Source organism: Candidatus Hecatella orcuttiae, assembly GCF_002009985.1.
Lineage (GTDB): Archaea > Thermoproteota > Bathyarchaeia > Hecatellales > Hecatellaceae > Hecatella > Hecatella orcuttiae.
On sequence record NZ_MTLX02000002.1, the window covers coordinates 425,512 to 439,781 of the forward strand.

General features: G+C 58.6%; 19 protein-coding genes and 1 tRNA gene. 14 read left to right on the plus strand and 6 right to left on the minus strand.

What is annotated here, in order from left to right:
• The first annotated feature begins 42 nt into the window (after positions 1 to 42).
• The 7 genes from BWM17_RS02485 to BWM17_RS02515 all read left to right on the plus strand — a co-directional run bounded on the left by BWM17_RS02485 (position 43) and on the right by BWM17_RS02515 (position 3,126).
• Entirely contained in the window at positions 43 to 360 is a 318-nt protein-coding gene (locus tag BWM17_RS02485) for a phage protein Gp36 family protein (protein ID WP_309492310.1), read from the plus strand.
• 17 nt (positions 361 to 377) lie between these two features.
• Complete coding sequence (locus BWM17_RS02490) at positions 378 to 806, plus strand: HK97 gp10 family phage protein (RefSeq protein ID WP_309492311.1); 429 nt, start codon at positions 378 to 380, stop codon at positions 804 to 806.
• 75 nt (positions 807 to 881) lie between these two features.
• Positions 882 to 1,082: a hypothetical protein gene (locus BWM17_RS02495; RefSeq protein WP_309492312.1), complete on the plus strand. Its 201-nt coding sequence runs from the start codon at positions 882 to 884 to the stop codon at positions 1,080 to 1,082.
• On the plus strand, positions 1,072 to 1,302 hold the full coding sequence (locus BWM17_RS02500; RefSeq protein WP_309492313.1) for a hypothetical protein: 231 nt from the start codon (positions 1,072 to 1,074) through the stop codon (positions 1,300 to 1,302). The genes BWM17_RS02495 and BWM17_RS02500 overlap by 11 nt, the downstream gene beginning before the upstream one ends.
• 19 nt (positions 1,303 to 1,321) lie before the next feature.
• Positions 1,322 to 2,248 (plus strand): phage tail tube protein, encoded by a 927-nt coding sequence (locus BWM17_RS02505; protein ID WP_309492314.1) that lies wholly within the window; start codon positions 1,322 to 1,324, stop codon positions 2,246 to 2,248.
• 27 nt (positions 2,249 to 2,275) lie between these two features.
• Entirely contained in the window at positions 2,276 to 2,800 is a 525-nt protein-coding gene (locus BWM17_RS02510) for a hypothetical protein (RefSeq protein WP_309492315.1), read from the plus strand.
• Positions 2,801 to 2,880: 80 nt separating this feature from the next.
• A complete protein-coding gene (locus BWM17_RS02515) occupies positions 2,881 to 3,126 on the plus strand; it encodes a hypothetical protein (protein WP_309492316.1) in 246 nt (81 codons plus the stop codon).
• On the opposite strand, the gene BWM17_RS02520 is transcribed toward BWM17_RS02515, so the two are convergent.
• Positions 3,123 to 3,275: a hypothetical protein gene (locus tag BWM17_RS02520; RefSeq protein ID WP_309492317.1), complete on the minus strand. Its 153-nt coding sequence runs from the start codon at positions 3,273 to 3,275 to the stop codon at positions 3,123 to 3,125. The two genes, BWM17_RS02515 and BWM17_RS02520, sit on opposite strands and share 4 nt — an antisense overlap.
• Here BWM17_RS02520 and BWM17_RS02525 point away from each other — a divergent pair.
• From BWM17_RS02525 to BWM17_RS02550, 6 genes are all read left to right on the plus strand, one after another.
• A complete protein-coding gene (locus BWM17_RS02525; protein WP_309492318.1) occupies positions 3,274 to 3,486 on the plus strand; it encodes a hypothetical protein in 213 nt (70 codons plus the stop codon). The genes BWM17_RS02520 and BWM17_RS02525 overlap by 2 nt on opposite strands.
• Positions 3,483 to 4,829, plus strand: coding sequence for a hypothetical protein (locus BWM17_RS02530; RefSeq protein ID WP_309492320.1), 1,347 nt, complete (start codon positions 3,483 to 3,485; stop codon positions 4,827 to 4,829). The genes BWM17_RS02525 and BWM17_RS02530 overlap by 4 nt, the downstream gene beginning before the upstream one ends.
• Complete coding sequence (locus tag BWM17_RS02535; protein WP_309492321.1) at positions 4,830 to 6,662, plus strand: phage tail protein; 1,833 nt, start codon at positions 4,830 to 4,832, stop codon at positions 6,660 to 6,662. It begins immediately after the preceding gene.
• A 1-nt stretch (position 6,663) separates the two neighbouring features.
• A complete protein-coding gene (locus BWM17_RS02540; protein ID WP_309492322.1) occupies positions 6,664 to 6,879 on the plus strand; it encodes a hypothetical protein in 216 nt (71 codons plus the stop codon).
• 1 nt (position 6,880) lies between these two features.
• On the plus strand, positions 6,881 to 8,335 hold the full coding sequence (locus tag BWM17_RS02545; RefSeq protein WP_309492323.1) for a carbohydrate binding domain-containing protein: 1,455 nt from the start codon (positions 6,881 to 6,883) through the stop codon (positions 8,333 to 8,335).
• A 54-nt stretch (positions 8,336 to 8,389) separates the two neighbouring features.
• Positions 8,390 to 8,486: transfer RNA gene (locus tag BWM17_RS02550), tRNA-Ala, on the plus strand.
• A 7-nt stretch (positions 8,487 to 8,493) separates the two neighbouring features.
• Here BWM17_RS02550 and BWM17_RS02555 read toward each other — a convergent pair.
• The 3 genes from BWM17_RS02555 to BWM17_RS02565 form a co-directional block, all read right to left on the minus strand.
• Complete coding sequence (locus BWM17_RS02555; protein ID WP_309492324.1) at positions 8,494 to 9,981, minus strand: ATP-binding protein; 1,488 nt, start codon at positions 9,979 to 9,981, stop codon at positions 8,494 to 8,496.
• A gap of 197 nt (positions 9,982 to 10,178) precedes the next feature.
• Complete coding sequence (locus BWM17_RS02560) at positions 10,179 to 11,018, minus strand: FTR1 family iron permease (protein WP_309492325.1); 840 nt, start codon at positions 11,016 to 11,018, stop codon at positions 10,179 to 10,181.
• 121 nt (positions 11,019 to 11,139) lie between these two features.
• Complete coding sequence (locus BWM17_RS02565) at positions 11,140 to 11,919, minus strand: carbon-nitrogen hydrolase family protein (RefSeq protein ID WP_309492326.1); 780 nt, start codon at positions 11,917 to 11,919, stop codon at positions 11,140 to 11,142.
• A gap of 75 nt (positions 11,920 to 11,994) precedes the next feature.
• On the opposite strand from BWM17_RS02565, the gene BWM17_RS02570 reads away from it, so the two are divergent.
• Positions 11,995 to 12,285 (plus strand): MazG nucleotide pyrophosphohydrolase domain-containing protein, encoded by a 291-nt coding sequence (locus BWM17_RS02570; RefSeq protein ID WP_309492327.1) that lies wholly within the window; start codon positions 11,995 to 11,997, stop codon positions 12,283 to 12,285.
• Positions 12,286 to 12,322: 37 nt separating this feature from the next.
• Here the strand turns inward: BWM17_RS02570 and BWM17_RS02575 are convergent, their stop codons facing one another.
• Positions 12,323 to 13,888 (minus strand): radical SAM/SPASM domain-containing protein, encoded by a 1,566-nt coding sequence (locus BWM17_RS02575; protein WP_309492328.1) that lies wholly within the window; start codon positions 13,886 to 13,888, stop codon positions 12,323 to 12,325.
• Between the two features lie 99 nt (positions 13,889 to 13,987).
• Positions 13,988 to 14,260 carry a winged helix-turn-helix domain-containing protein gene (locus BWM17_RS02580; RefSeq protein WP_309492329.1) on the minus strand — a complete coding sequence of 91 codons (273 nt, stop codon included), beginning with the start codon at positions 14,258 to 14,260 and terminating at the stop codon, positions 13,988 to 13,990.
• Between the last annotated feature and the right edge of the window lie 10 nt (positions 14,261 to 14,270).

Here is a 14,270-nt window from a genome sequence, read left to right on the forward strand (position 1 = left end):
TCCCCTATTTTTTTTCTTTCCCCGTCCACTCGAGGTGAACTCATGGGCTATTCAACTCTGAACGCTGTCAAAGAGCGCTTGGGCATCGACCCAGCGGACACCACCCAGGACACGGTGCTGACCAACAAGATCGCCGCGGCGGACGCCATCATCGACAACGTCCTCCAAGCCTACACGGACGTACCTCTGGCTTCGCCGCCTCAGCTCATCCAAGACATCAGCGCCGACCTAGCCGCAGCGCTCTACCGCGAAGACCGAGGCCCCCCGGAGGCCGGCGGCGCATTCCGCCAGCGGGCTGAGAAGGCTTTGGAAGCCTACATCACCCAAACCTACCGCCAAGTAGGATTCGAAAAAACTTAGACGGCTGAAGGCTGAAGATGGCCACCGTCAAGGTTGATGCCTCCGCAGCCCGCCGCCTGCTGGAGGCCTTGAAAGAACACTCCGACAGGGTTCAGGCTGAGTTTCTCCGGCAAGGCGCCCGGCTGACGGTGGAGGAGATGAAGCGGAAGGCTCCCGTGCGAACAGGCGCCCTGAGGCGGTCGATAGGCGTCAGGGCGGTGGAGGGAGGTAGGGTTGCCGTCAGCCCCGCGGTGCCCTACTGGCACGCGGTGGAACGAGGAGCCAAGCCGCGGGTAATTCTCCCCAAGCGGGGGAAGGTTCTTGCCTTTGAAGTCGACGGCCGGCCGGTGTTCGCCCGCCGGGCCCGGTGGCCAGGGTTTCCGGGGCGTTTCTTCGTCAGGGCGACGGAGCAGGCTGTGAGACCCAAGCTCCGGCAGCTGCTACTCCAGTTGATGAAGAAGCGTTGACATCTTCCGCATGGTCGGATGAAAATTTCCTTTCGAACATACTAAACAGTTCTTTTCCAGTGGACGGGAGACATCATGTACAAGGAGATTGTGCAGAAAATCATCGACCTGCTGAAGGCGGACGCCGCCCTCTCGGAGCCGGCTAAGGTGAAAAAGTATTACTTCGGCATCCCCCCCGGAGGCGAAGGCCGGCTACCCGTGGGTCAGCGTCCGCTGGGCGGGGGGTCCCGTCGAAACCGAGACAGCCCGGAAGGAGCGGTACCAGATGGATTTTGAGATCAGGGTGGTGGACCAGTCCTACCGGGAGGACACGGCGGAGAAGTCGGTGATGGACCTGGTGGAGGACATCGACCGGGTGCTGGACGCTAACCCCACGCTGGACGGGCTGGTGGACGACTGCCGCATCGTCAACATCGCCTCAGAGACCATGGCCTCAGGCTCCTACGCCCTAGTGGGCGCCCTCATCACCCTCACGGCTAGGAAAACACAGCTCTAAAAGGAGGTGAAACAGGCAAATGGCTGAAAGATACATAGTAGTAGGCGAAGAAACCACCTTCGGCTCGCCGGTGACCCCTGACAAGTACATCGACATCCGCCGGGAGGCTGTGGTTTTCGACGTCGGCGTCATCCCCGTCGAAACCGTGTACAGCCGGGACACCCGCAAATACGTGTTCGGCAAGGCCCTAGCCCGAGGGCCCATCGACTTTGCCGTGGAGCCGGAGAACGTGGCCCACCTGTTCAAGTGGGCGCTGGGCAGTGTGACTACCAGCGGGGCAGGACCCTACACCCACGACTTCACCCCGGCGGACACCGTGAAAAGCTTCACCGCCATCATCAACCCGGAGCAGGAGACCTACGGCTTCTTCCGAAAACTCAGCGGCTGCCTGGTGGAGCGGCTGACCCTCGAATCCGCCCTCGACGTGCTCACCGGCTCCGTGGAAATCGTGGCAGCAAAGGAAGAAAAAGACACAGCCTTCACTCCGTCGGTTTCCCTCTCCCCGCTGGCGCCCTTCGTCTTCCACGAAGCCACCCTGACACTGGGCGGTGCCGACAAGTCCAGCGTCCTCAAAGCCTTCAGGCTGACGGTAGGCAACAACCTGCCCGTCGACGACATGTACGCCCACGGCGACAAGCATCTACGCCGCATCCTCGTGGGCCGGCGGGAGGTGGAGGTGCAGATGGAGCTGGCCTTCGAGGACTCCGCGGACTACGACCGCCTGCTGGCGGGGACGGAGGTGGCGGCTTCCCTCAGCTTCGTCAAGACCGCGGGCAGCGCTGAGCTGCTCATCGACCTCCCCCGCATGGTCTACCACAGCGACGTGGCGCCGCACATCGCGGGAAGGGACCCCTTCACCGTCGTGGCCCCCTGCCAAGTGCTCTACGACTCCGCCGCCGGCTATGAGGTGAAGATTCAGGTCAAAAACAACGTGGCCGGCTACTGACCGCCAAGAGTTTTCAGGTGAACGGACATGTCTGCGGAGACGCCTGCAAGAAGGCTCAGTGTGAAGGAATGGCGGGAAAGCCTAGTCCGCACGGTGGAGGCGCCCAGCGGGCTGACCTACCAAGTCCGCCTGCTGACCTCGCCCCTCCCCTTCCTGAGGCTTCTCCGAAAGCACGGCTTAGAAGGCGTGGGGGAAGCTCAGGCGGAAAGCTTGGATGTGGCTGAGAAGTCCGACGCCCTGCTGAGGGACCTCTTCGCCGAATACGTCCTAAACCCCAAGGTGGCGGAGGGCGGGGGAGCTGAAGGCGAAGAACGCTTGGCTTTCTCGGAGATGCTGGAGGAGGACAAGGCAGTCCTCTTCAACGCCATAGCCGAGAAGTTCCGTTTTCTTCGCAGCGAAGACAGCCAGCCCCCTCACCCCAGCCCTGCTGGGGGAAGCTCTCCTCCTCCTAGGCGGGCTGCTGGGGGAAGCCTACCACCGCCTCCCCAGCCGGGTTCTCGCCCTCCCAGCCGAGGAGCTGGCTCTCAACTGGACCTGCCTCCAAGAGGCTAAGAGGGCCTTGGCCCAAGCCTCCAGCCTCAGCGCTGAGATCCGTCGACGCCGGGGGGAGCTGGGCCTCTAGCAGGTGGACGGTGGAGGATGTGAAGCTTCGAACCGGCTTGGGAGCCGTCTTATGGGCGGTGGGCGTGGGGCTCATGGCGGAGAAGCTGCTTCGCTACGGGGCTCTCTACACCTATCCTCCCCACCTCTTGGACCACGGCCTCTACGGCCTCATTTTGGTCGCCTTATCCCTGCTCCTGCTGTCCAAGCAGGAGAAGCCGGTCCGGGGTGGGGCTCTCCGAAGGCCGGAGGACGGAGTAACCGCGGCCGGAGGCTAGGTTTTCAAGTCTGGAAACCAGATGGCGTAGCTTCCGCACTTCCAGCAGCGGCTGCCGGTGACGACGAACAGGCGGCCGCCTTTGATTTCAACCTTGGTGTCTCCTGGTATTTCCCTGACCTCCCCGCAGGAGGCGCATTTGACCTTCATGGCCTCCCCTAAAATGATTCGCGAAACTCAGCCCTTTAACTCTTTCAGCAACCCCGGTCCTTGGGTGGTGAAGACGGCCGCGGAGCAGATAGGTGACATTCTGAAAAACGCCAGGGACCTAGGCTACAGGCTGCTGGTCATCCAAACCCGCAGCCGGCTGTTCGCTGTCCCCCTCAAATCCATCCGAGAGGTTAGGCTGGTGAAAAAATGAGCGCAGAGCAAGCCCGCGTCGCCATCATCCTCGAAGCCCAGAACAAGGCCAAAGCCGTCCTAGCCGAAGCCCAACGGGACGTGCGCAGCTTCAGCCAGCAGGCACAGGCCTCAGCTCGAGGCGCCGGCCAAGCAGCCGACCGCATGGGCCAACGCATGGCCGCGGCCGCCCGCACCAGCCAAGTCAGCTTCAGCCAAGTCTCCATGGGCATGACCACGCTGGCCGCCAGCGCCATGAACCTCTACAACGCCTACGACCGCATCGGCACCGTGCAAGCCCGGGTGGCCGCCCTCCAAGCCAGCTACAAGGCGGCTCAGGACGCTGTGGCCGCCGCCCAGCTGAGGCTGAACAAGCTGGCTGAGGCGGGAAAAGAAGGCAGCGAGGAATACCGCATCGCCCAGGAGAAACTGGCCACCGCCCAGCAGCGCCTCGCCGCCTACGAGGTGAACAAAGCCTACATTCAGATGGCCATGTCGGTGCTGCCGGCGGTGATGGGCAGCATGCAGGCGCTGCAGGGCATGAAGGGCATGGGCGGCCTGGTCTCCGTCGCCCCCAAGGTGGTGGCGGCCATGCACAGCATCCGCACCGCCTCCTACGGAATGCTCGGCCCCTTAGGGCTGCTGATCGCCGCTGCTGCGACCCTCTACCTGGCGTGGACCCAGAACTGGGGTGGGATCCGCGAAAAGGTCGGCGCGGTGGTGGAGTGGTTCAGCAGCGTCTACACCCACTACATTCAGCCGACGTTGGAGGCGATTGTGGGTGGTTTCCAGTGGCTGGCGGACAGGGTGACGTGGCTTTGGGACCGCACCCTCGGCCCCATCGTGGAAGGCGCCAAGAGGCTCTACGACGCCTTGGTTGGACGGTCCGTCTTCCCTGAGCTCATGCACCGTCTCGAAGCCGTCACCGCCAAGGGGCTGGGGGAAACCGTGGCCCTCTGGCATTTCGCCTCCCACCGCATCGCCGCCTACACCCAGGCCATCTTGGCCAAGATGACCGTGTCCCAGAAGGCAGCTAGGTTCTTCGCTGAAACCGCTGTGGCTCCGGCCTTGGCTCGGGGAGGCTTCGCCGGGGTCACATCCCGCGGCCAAATCCTAGCCGCCAGCATCCCTCGGGCTGAGTATCTCCGGGGCTTGGAGGAAAGCCTCCGCGTCAGCCGGGAGGTCTACGGCTACGGCCCTGAGCATCCTGCGGTGCGGCGCTATGAGGCCGCCATCGCCGAGGTCAGAGGCATCACCATCATCATGAACAACCAAATTCAAAGCCCCGCCGACGAGGTCCGCCTTGCCAAGCGGGTGGGCGTGGCGGTGGTGGACGCTGCAACCCTCAGGAAGGGACCCCTCTAAATGGCCCGATTCACCGTCAAGATAGCCGGCGTGGACTACCCGTTCACAGCCCTGACCCTCCGCCAGTCGGTTGACCCCCCTGACGAGTTCACCGTGGAGCTGCCCAAGGTGGAGGCAGCGCCGGCCTTCGAAGACCCCGTGGACATCTACAGGGACGGGGTGAAAATCTTCAGCGGCCTCCTGGAACGCCGGCAGGCGGTGTTCGGGGAGGAAGGCGAGAGGCTGGTCCTAGGGTCTAGGGACCTCAGCCAGAAGCTGTTCCGCCACCTCACCGGCGCGCAGACGTGGACTGAGACCAAAGTCCGCACCATCCTCCAAGACCTCATCGCCGGCACAGGCCTGACCGAGGGGGCGATCGCCGACCCCTTCCAAGTGTGGCACCGGTGGCTTCAGACCACGGACGCAGACTTCGGCGGCGACGTCCTGACGGATGTGGAGGTTGCTGGGACGGGGACGGCGGCTAAAGTCGTGCTAACCTACGCGGGTGCAACCAAGACAGGAAACATCAAGTCGACGTTGATAGCGCCTGTAAACTGGCAAAGTTGGATTGAATTTAATGCTGCTGTGGATGAAAAAAACCAAACCATCACCTTCGACATCTTGGATTCGGCGGACAACACGCTTGTAGGCGGCATCACACCAGCTCAGCTGCCCTACGACCTATCCGCCCTAGCAGAGTCATCCCTAAAGGTCAGATGCAACCTGACGGCAGCCCCTTGGGTTGATGGAACCGCCCTAGAAAGCAGCACGGGTGTCATTTACGCATCATATCCTCGGCGAGGCCAGAAGATTACTGTGCCCAACAAAACCCTCCACACAATAATTTTCGCCATCCACAAGGAAGGCAGCCCCACCGGTACGGCGTATCTGAGGATAAGAAGAACCTCAGACGATTCGATTATCTACGAGGAAAGCTTCGACGTTGCCTCTCTTCCTACCGATTCTGGGAATTGGCAGGTTTTCAAACTCACTAATCCTCCTACCGTCAACGAAGAAGTTAGAATTATGGTTGAATATTATGGCGGCTCCACTGACAACTGGATCAGGATGAGACGTTACAGAAACTCCTACGGGGAAAACTGGGAAGGCGTCGAAACAAGCTACGATGGAACAGCCTACACGGACGACAGCACCGCCGACAGCAACATCGTCATCCACGACAAACCCAGCCCCGAACTCCTAGAATGGTCCGTCACCCACCACAGCGACTACACCGACTTCACCGTGGACTACGAATACCGGTTTGAAGCCGTCAACCGGCTGGCCGCCATGCTGGGAGCCGAATGGTGGGTGGACTCCGCGGGAGCCCTCCACTTCCAACCCCAAAGGGGCTCCGACCTTTCTGGGACGGTGCGCTACCAAGCGGAGCGGGATGTAACCGTCTCCCGGGTTACGGAAACCTTCCAGCTGGCCAACCGTATCACCGTCATCGGAGCCGGGGAAGCTGCCAGCCGGGTGGAGGAGACGGAGGAAGACCCGGCTAGCCAGGCAGCCTATGGGCTGCATGAAGCCGTCTACGTGGACAAGGAAATCGACACCGCGGACGCAGCTAGGACCACGGCTCAGAACCTCCTAGCCAAGTACAAGGACCCCGTGGAGAAGATCGTCCTCCAAGTCCTCCCCGTCTACGACTTCCAAGTAGGCGACATCATCACCGTCACCGACCCCCACACCGGGCTGGAGGGCAGCTACCGGGTGAAGGTCAAGACCATCAGGTTCACAGCCGAAGAAGGGGAGCAGTGGGAGCTGGAGCTGGCCACCCGCCTCACCGACCTCCCCGACGAACTGCTCAAGACAGGCCAGCTGCAACGCTGGCTCAAGGGGTTAGCCTGAGTTGAAGCTCCGCAATCCCCGCAGCCGCCCCTACCAAGTCACCGTCCGAGGCCGAAGGTGGGTGATCCCGGCTAAGGCGGTGGTGGAGGTCCCCGACAGGCTGGCGGAGGCCATCCTCGCCACCCGGGCCTCCCGCTTTCTCCAGCAGGAGAACCCCCCTGTCTCCGACCTCCAAGAGGAGGTAAGGAGGATCAAGGCCTACCTGAGGTTGAGGTAGCATGACGGCTCCCAAGGTCAAAATCGGCATGGACAGCAACACCCTCGACCTGCTGGCCGCGGGCAACGTCCACCGCCTAACCCGCCATCCGCTGAAGACCTTCAGCCGCCGGAAGGTGGCCGGAGGCGAAGTGCACCTGCCCAGCCTAGGCCCCGCTGAAACCCTTCACATCCTCGAAGGCTGGCTGGACGGGTCGGAGGCGCAGGCCAACCTCCAGAAGCTGCTAAACCTCTACCACAGCCAAGAGCTCACCGCCTTGGAGACGGCGAAATACGAGGCCTTCGGCAAGCTTACGGACTTGGAGATTCCCTACCAAGGCGGAGAGACCGCCGTCCGCTACCGCCTCGAACTCACCGAGCTGCCGGCTTGGGGCCGCACAGCGGTCAACCAGGGCACCGACGCCTACTTGGCTGACTTAGACTACGCGGCTCTGCGCAGCCAGCTGTTCAGCCCCCTCTGGGCCCGGCATGGATGGAGCTGGGACCGCGGCGGGAAGAAGTTCGCCTACGAATTCATCCTCGTCAACGCCCTCGAGGAAACCTCACCTGCGGTTCTCTACGACGACGATGAGGCGTTTTGGTCGACGACGGGATGGGGCTCAGGCTCCAGCGCTGCCTCCCTGACCGAGGAGTCAACCGTTGTGAAGAAGGGAACTTCGTCAGCCAAAGTCTCCCAGACATCCGGCTCCTACGATGTGTTCGGAATCTACCACAGCTGGGCCGCAGGGCAGGACTGGTCTGGCTACGAGTTCGTCGCCCTCTGGCTTTACGGCTCCAACAGCGGCGGAAAGATGGCCCTAGACATTAGGGCGCCTGATGCCTCCAACAAATACTTCGCTTACATCGACGACACTTGGACGGGGTGGAAGCGGCTGGTTTACCCGTTGAGAGCTATGCCGAAAGTCGGGTCGCCGGATTTGACAAACGTCAAAGCCGTCTATCTCACCACCGACGAGGGCAACCCATGGGCTCCCTTCTACCTCGACCGCATGGTGCTGGACGTGGGCCAGTGGGTTGCGGTGGAGGTCTTCGTCCCTGACACGCTAAACACGGCCGATATTAATGTGCGCCTGTATTCATGGGATGGGTCCGGCTGGGTCGTCGGCCCCGGGGTGGAAGCCACAGACCTGAGCCCTTGGTCTGCCGGCGTAGACCTGTACTTCCTCGACGGCACAAAGGCGAGCGAAGCCTACGGAGGCAACTGGTACAACGACCAATTCGCCTACTACTCTCTAGGGGAGAGAGGCCAAACCCCCGGCAAATGGTCTTCACCGCCGCCAGACATCACCTACTCCCTCAACTACGGCTGCCTGAAACGCCTAGGCTTCGCCGTCAAAATGCCCCCCAGCACGCTGGCCCGCGACACCAGCGGCAGCCAAGCCGTCAACAAAACCCAGCTCAAGCTGGAAATCACCTACAACTCAGAGCACACCACCTACGTCGACGGAAGCCTCTAGCCCCTCCGGGGACAGCGGAAAGGTTAAATTTTCCACCTTTTCACCCTTAAGTTGGGGCCGGTAGTTCAGCGGCATGAAAGACCTGAAAAAGGCCTGCGCCAACGCTCGGTTTGCAACCGAGAGGTCCCGGGTTCAAATCCCGGCCGGTCCACTAACTCTTAGCACATGATTAAAAACAGCCACAGTGGAATGCGGACTGTGTTTCCTGAAAGTTCGAGTTTTTCCCGTGTGACAACTAGGCTGAAGGGTGGTCTGTGTTTTTGAGCGAAGTCCCTTAAACCTCTCAAGTCCTTTTCGCTTATTCTGTCCTTGTATTTCACTTCTATGGGGATTGGTCTTTGAAGTAGCTCTATTATGATGTCGGTTTCGTATCCTTGGCTTTTCCAGTAAAAAAGTTGCAGCTCTGAGGCAGGCTCAAGGTTGAACTTAAGCCGTTTACAATGGTCTGCCACCACACTTTCAACTACTTTTCCCAGTTCCGCGCTGTCTTTCAGAAGGTATTCACTAAAGGCTGCAACAGTAACATTTCGTATACCAGGGTCGTTGACGTAGACTTTCTTTTCCCTTCGTATTCTCTTCATTCGGCTGCGAGAGTAGTACTCGGATTCGGATATTAAAAAAGCAGTTTTGAGATAATAGAGATAGGCTTTCAAGGTTTGCCTCTTAAGCCCTAGGGTGTTGGCCAGTTCAGAATAGTTCATCCGGTGGGAGCTCTCCTTTGCTAAGACCGTGATAAGTTCTTCGAAGGCTACTGGGTCTCTGATATTGAACGTCCGAACTATATCTCTGTATATTGTCAGGTGGAGATAATTCCTGAGGTTCTCCGCGGATTGGTACAAGTCCTCGGCTGCTACAACTTCAGGATATCCTCCTTTTACTAAATAATCCTGTAAAGAGAGGATGAAGCGATCTATGTCTCTTGCTAAAATGTTAGCATTATCTTGAAGCGCGGAGTAAAAGATGTACGGGTTCTCTCTGCGAATTCCGTCTTGAAGTGATTTTCTGACCTGCCAGTTGACATTATCGAGGCGCTTTTCAAAGCTCTTCTCTTTCACGCGAAACCTAACTGTCTCTAAGAATTTCATGGGGAAAACTATTTGAGGAGCAATTCTTCCGACAAGCGATTCTGCGGTCCCCGTCAAAATGTTAACGCTTGAGGAGCCTGATATGAAAAATTTTACATTATATCCTAGGTCAAACCAGCGTTTCAGGACGCTTTCCCAGTTTTGGAGGAACTGTATTTCATCCAAGAAAAAATAGACCGGTTTTTCTAAGCGGAAAAGGGATTCCTTAAGGATGTATTTTGAATACAGGTCAAAAATAGCTTTCAAGGATTCGATCGTGATCTTGAGATACAGGTCGTCCAAGGAAACATACATAACTCTTGACGGTCCAACCTTTGAAATAACGTGCTCGATTAACTGATACATTAAAGTGGTTTTTCCGATCCTTCTTGCTCCCACAATGGCTGTTATCTTTTGATTTTCAACCGTTTTGAGAAGTTTATAATAGTCCCGCCTTTTAAATTCTGGAGCTTTGGTGGAAGGAACTTTCCCTGAATCCCACCAAGGATTATATATGTACAGGACCCTTAACAATTCAATTTCATCGAGCTTACATGCCTCGCTGTTTCCGCTTCTAACCAAATCCCTCACCAATAAATTGTACAGTATAATGGTCGAGACTTATTGTAATTTGACCATTATAATGGTCAAATTACAATATAAACATGATCTGTGTAATGGCCAAAACGAAATCATCCAGATTGCAATGATTCTCAGTACTGTCTAGAAGGCTTGATAATTTAAATGGATGCCTGGGGAATCTATGTTTCTCCGGCAAGTTATAGGGGCATGTGGTCTTTTCGGTAGACCCAGACCACCAAGGGGATTGCCACCGCCAGGTAGGCGAGGTGGACGATTATTCTAGCCCATTCCGCGTTGGTGGTGTAGCCGAACATCACCGCCAGCACCGAGCCTAGGATGCCCTTGTGGTGCAGCAGGCTGCCTTTCGCTATGTTCAGGGTGTAAGCGTGTTCCCCCAGCCAGCCTGCTTCGACGCCGGTTTGCTCGTAGAACTCCAGCAGTTCGTGAACCCCATAGCCAGCGAGGCCTCCGGCTAGGAGGATCAGGAGGATGCTGGTGAAGTAGAAGAACCTGTGCAGGTTGATCCTCATCCCGGCCACGAAGATGCCGTAGGATAGGATGAGCGCTGTGGCTGTTCCGGCGGCGATCCCGGCGAAGGTGCCTAGGGCGTCCTTCAGCAAGAAAGGCGTCAGGAAGAGCACGGTTTCCAGGCCTTCCCTGAACACGACGATGAAGGCTATGGACACCAGGCCGAGGATGGCGCCTTTGGTGACAACAGCCTCGATACGCCTCTCCATATCCCTTTTGATGTACTTCCCTTTGGCGGCCATCCAGTAGACCATGGAGGACAGCACCACCACGGCGACGAAGGCGGCGGTGGCCTCGAAAAGCACCTGAACGGTCTTGGGCAGCACCCCGTAGGCAAGCCAGATGGATGCCCCTAAGCCTAGGCTCAGGGCCACTGCCAAGTAGGCTCCGTACCAGATGTAGCGGGACAGCGGCCGCCTGCCAGTTCTGACCAAGTAGGACAGTATTATGGCTGTGATGAGCGCTGCCTCAAGGACCTCTCGAAAGGTTATCAAATACTGTCCAAGCATAGGCGTTCTCCCTTCGACGGTGTAGCCGGACCTGTGAACCCGCTGGCTGTTTTTGGTTAGGAATAGTTAGGCTCGCCTAATATATAAATATTTAGGTTAACCTAACTTCTCGGCAGGAAAACTAACGGAAGAAACCCTGCCTACGTCTAAGCCTTTGCACGTCAGCCAAGTAGGGCCAACGTTTCCGAACTCTGTTCACGGAGGCTAGGTCTAGTTTCACCTTCAAGCATTCCTCCCCCCCGCCGGCTTGGGCTACGACCTGCCCTTGGGGGGAAACGATAAAGCTCCCCCCCTCCACCCTCCTCCCGTCGGAGTAGGCTGTGGCGGTGTTGTTGACGAAGGCGTAGAAGACGGTGTTCTCCGCCGCCCGAGCCGCAGCCACATGCCTCCAGAGTGCTAGCCTGTCCTCGGGGATGTTGGAAGGGTTGAGGAGCACCCTCGCCCCCCGAAGAGCTAGGCTTCTGGAAACCTCCGGGTACAAAGCGTCCACGCAGACCACAGCCCCCACACCGGTTCCCTTCACTTGAAAAACCGGAAGCCTCCGCCCCGGGGAGCAGAAGGCCCTCTCCCCCACCGCCTGGGAGGGAAAAAGCTTGTCCGAGAAGCCTAAAACCTCCCCCTCCCTACCTAGGAAAGGCGCTGTGGAATACACCTGGCCTCCCCGTCGGAGGAAGAAGGCTCCGGCTAGAAGGTGAAATCCGCCTGCCTTAGCAGCCTTTCCCAGCTGGGAAAGAAGGGAGGCAGCGTCCCGCGGGGAGAGGATGTCTCCTCCCAGCCAGACCTCCGGAAGGCAGACGAGGTCTACGCCTCTGATTCCTCGGAGAGTCCGCAGCATCTTCTCGAGGTTCTCCCGTTTCTCAGGAAGTCTGGCAAACTGGACGAGAGCTATCTTCAGTTTCACCGCTTCCTTCCCCTGGTTGCCGGTAGTTTTAAGGCGGGGCTCCGCTAATCCTTTTACGTTTAAGGGGTTTAAACCTTGGAGCTCTCCCAGTTTCAGAGGATGATGCACCGTATCTACTTTCACAGGGACCGTCGGAGGGGCCTCATGCCCACCTACATGTGGCTGCTGGAGGAAGTCTCAGAGCTGGGAAAAGCCTTGGTGGAGGGGGACAGAGAAGCGGTGGAGGCCGAGTTCGCCGACGTCGCCGCCTGGCTGAGCTCCCTGGCCAACGTGGCTCAGGTGGACTTGGAGAAGGCAGCCCTGAGCAAGTACAACGGCCGGTGTCCCCGGTGCGGGGCTGAGGTCTGCCGGTGTCCCTTCCGCTAAGGGAAGCGCCGCGTTTCAGGGTGAAGGCGGAGGGGGTCTAAGTTTTTCTGTAGAGGATGAGGTCTCCTTGGCAGGTTTCTTGGACGGTGTACTCGGTTTTGACGGATTCTTTAAGCTTCACCCAGTACTCCCGGTTGAGGATGCAGCCGGGGTCAGGGGCTAGGACGTCCTTATAATAATTGTAGGCTCGAGCCCTGCAGCCTCCGCAGGTGTAGCGGAACCGGCATGAGCCGCAGTAGTCAGCCAGCCGGTCCTTGTCCCTCACCTTCCAGAGGAACTCGGAGTTTCTCCAAAGCTCTTCGAAATCATCCTCCAGAAGGTTCCCCACCTTCACCTGCTCTTCGTGGGGGAAGAAGACGCAGGGATAGAGGTCTCCGTTGGGCTCCACGGAGAGGTAGAACCTCCCGCAGCCGCATCCCCCGATGAAGTCGGCGAGTCTCCTCAGCTGGCCTGAGAGCTTGGGGTTGTAGAAATGGGTGGGCACCACGTCGCTGTCTCCCCCTCCTCCCCCAGCCTGCTGGGCCATGCGGGCGAGGAGTTCGTCTTGGCTGAGGTCCCCCAGCTCCGTCTGCTGGGCTATGCGGGCGAAGTAGGGAGCCGTGGATAGAACGTCGATCCTCATGGTCTTCATCTTATTCCAGCAGAGGGTTAGGATTTCCTCCCGCTCCTCAGGGCTGAGGTCCGCCTCCACCATCTCCGCACCCCGCCCAGTGGGGACGAAGTTGTAGAGCATGAACCAGTCGGCTCCCAGCTTGTCGGAAAACTCGATGAGAGCCGGGATCTCCTTGTAGTTCTGCCGGGTCAGGGTGGTGGCGATCTCCACGAAAAGCCCCTCCGCGACGCAGTTTTTTATGCCCTCCACGGTTTTCTCAAAAGCCCCGGGAACTCCCCGAAACTCGTCGTGGGTTTTGGGGTTGACTCCGTCGAGGCTTATCTGGGCGAACTGGAGGCCGGCTTGCTTGTACTCCTTCAGCCTCTCCCGGGAGGAGAAGACCAAGCCGTTGGTGGCCATGGCCACGTACATGCCTCTCTCCGAAGCGCGTTTCACAAACTTGAGGATGTCGGGGTGAACGGTGGGCTCCCCCCCGGAAAAGGCTAGGATGAGCACTCCCGCGTCGCCTAGGATGTCTATTCCCCGGAGGATCTCCTCAGTGGAAAGTTCATCCTCTCCAGGGGCCCCTGCGTTTTCATAGCAGTGAACACAGCGCATGTTGCAGGCTCGGGTGATGTTCCAGACTATCTGGAAGGGGGCTCCCGGCACGTAGGGGTGGGTGACCCCGAACCAGCCGATGCCCTTGATGACGTTGACGAGGCCCCGCCGCCAGTAGGGGTCCTTAAACTTCTCCTTCAACCTCTCCTCGGTGACTCCGAAGGCCTTGGTGGCGGCCTTGAGGACGGGCATGAGGAGCTTCTTGGCCACCCGGCATCGGAAGCAGGCTTCGGAGCGCACTCCGGTGTAGAGCTCCAAGGCTATTTCCAGCCTGTTTCCCTCATCTCGGCTGCAACGCTTGGAGAGGGCTGAGAGAGTCCGTCTCATGATGGGGTTGTCGGCCACCAGCTTGAAGACTTGAACAGCGTCGGTGGTGGTAGCTGATTCTCCCATTTTCCTATCCTCCTACTCCGGAAAGAAAAAAATGTCTGAGGGTAATTCGGTATAATATTTTTTAAAGAAAAGCTTGTATTTAACGTTAACCTTCAACCGTTAACTCACGATGGACTGCTGACCTAGCCCTGTGGCAGTCCACACCGTCTTCCCCCTACCCGCCGGCACCCTCCGAACCAGCCTGTGCTCCTCCAAAAGTTTCAGGTGGTAGTTGAGGGCTGAGGAAGTGAGCTGGGTTTCCGAGCGGAGGTCCCTCAGGGGAAGCTGTCTTCTGTCCAAGGCGTAGAGGATGAGGGTTCGGGCTCTAACCCCCGCCTTTTTATTCCTCCACCGGGGGAGGTACGCGTTGGGGTGGAAATGCTCCTCCGACATGCTTCCACCG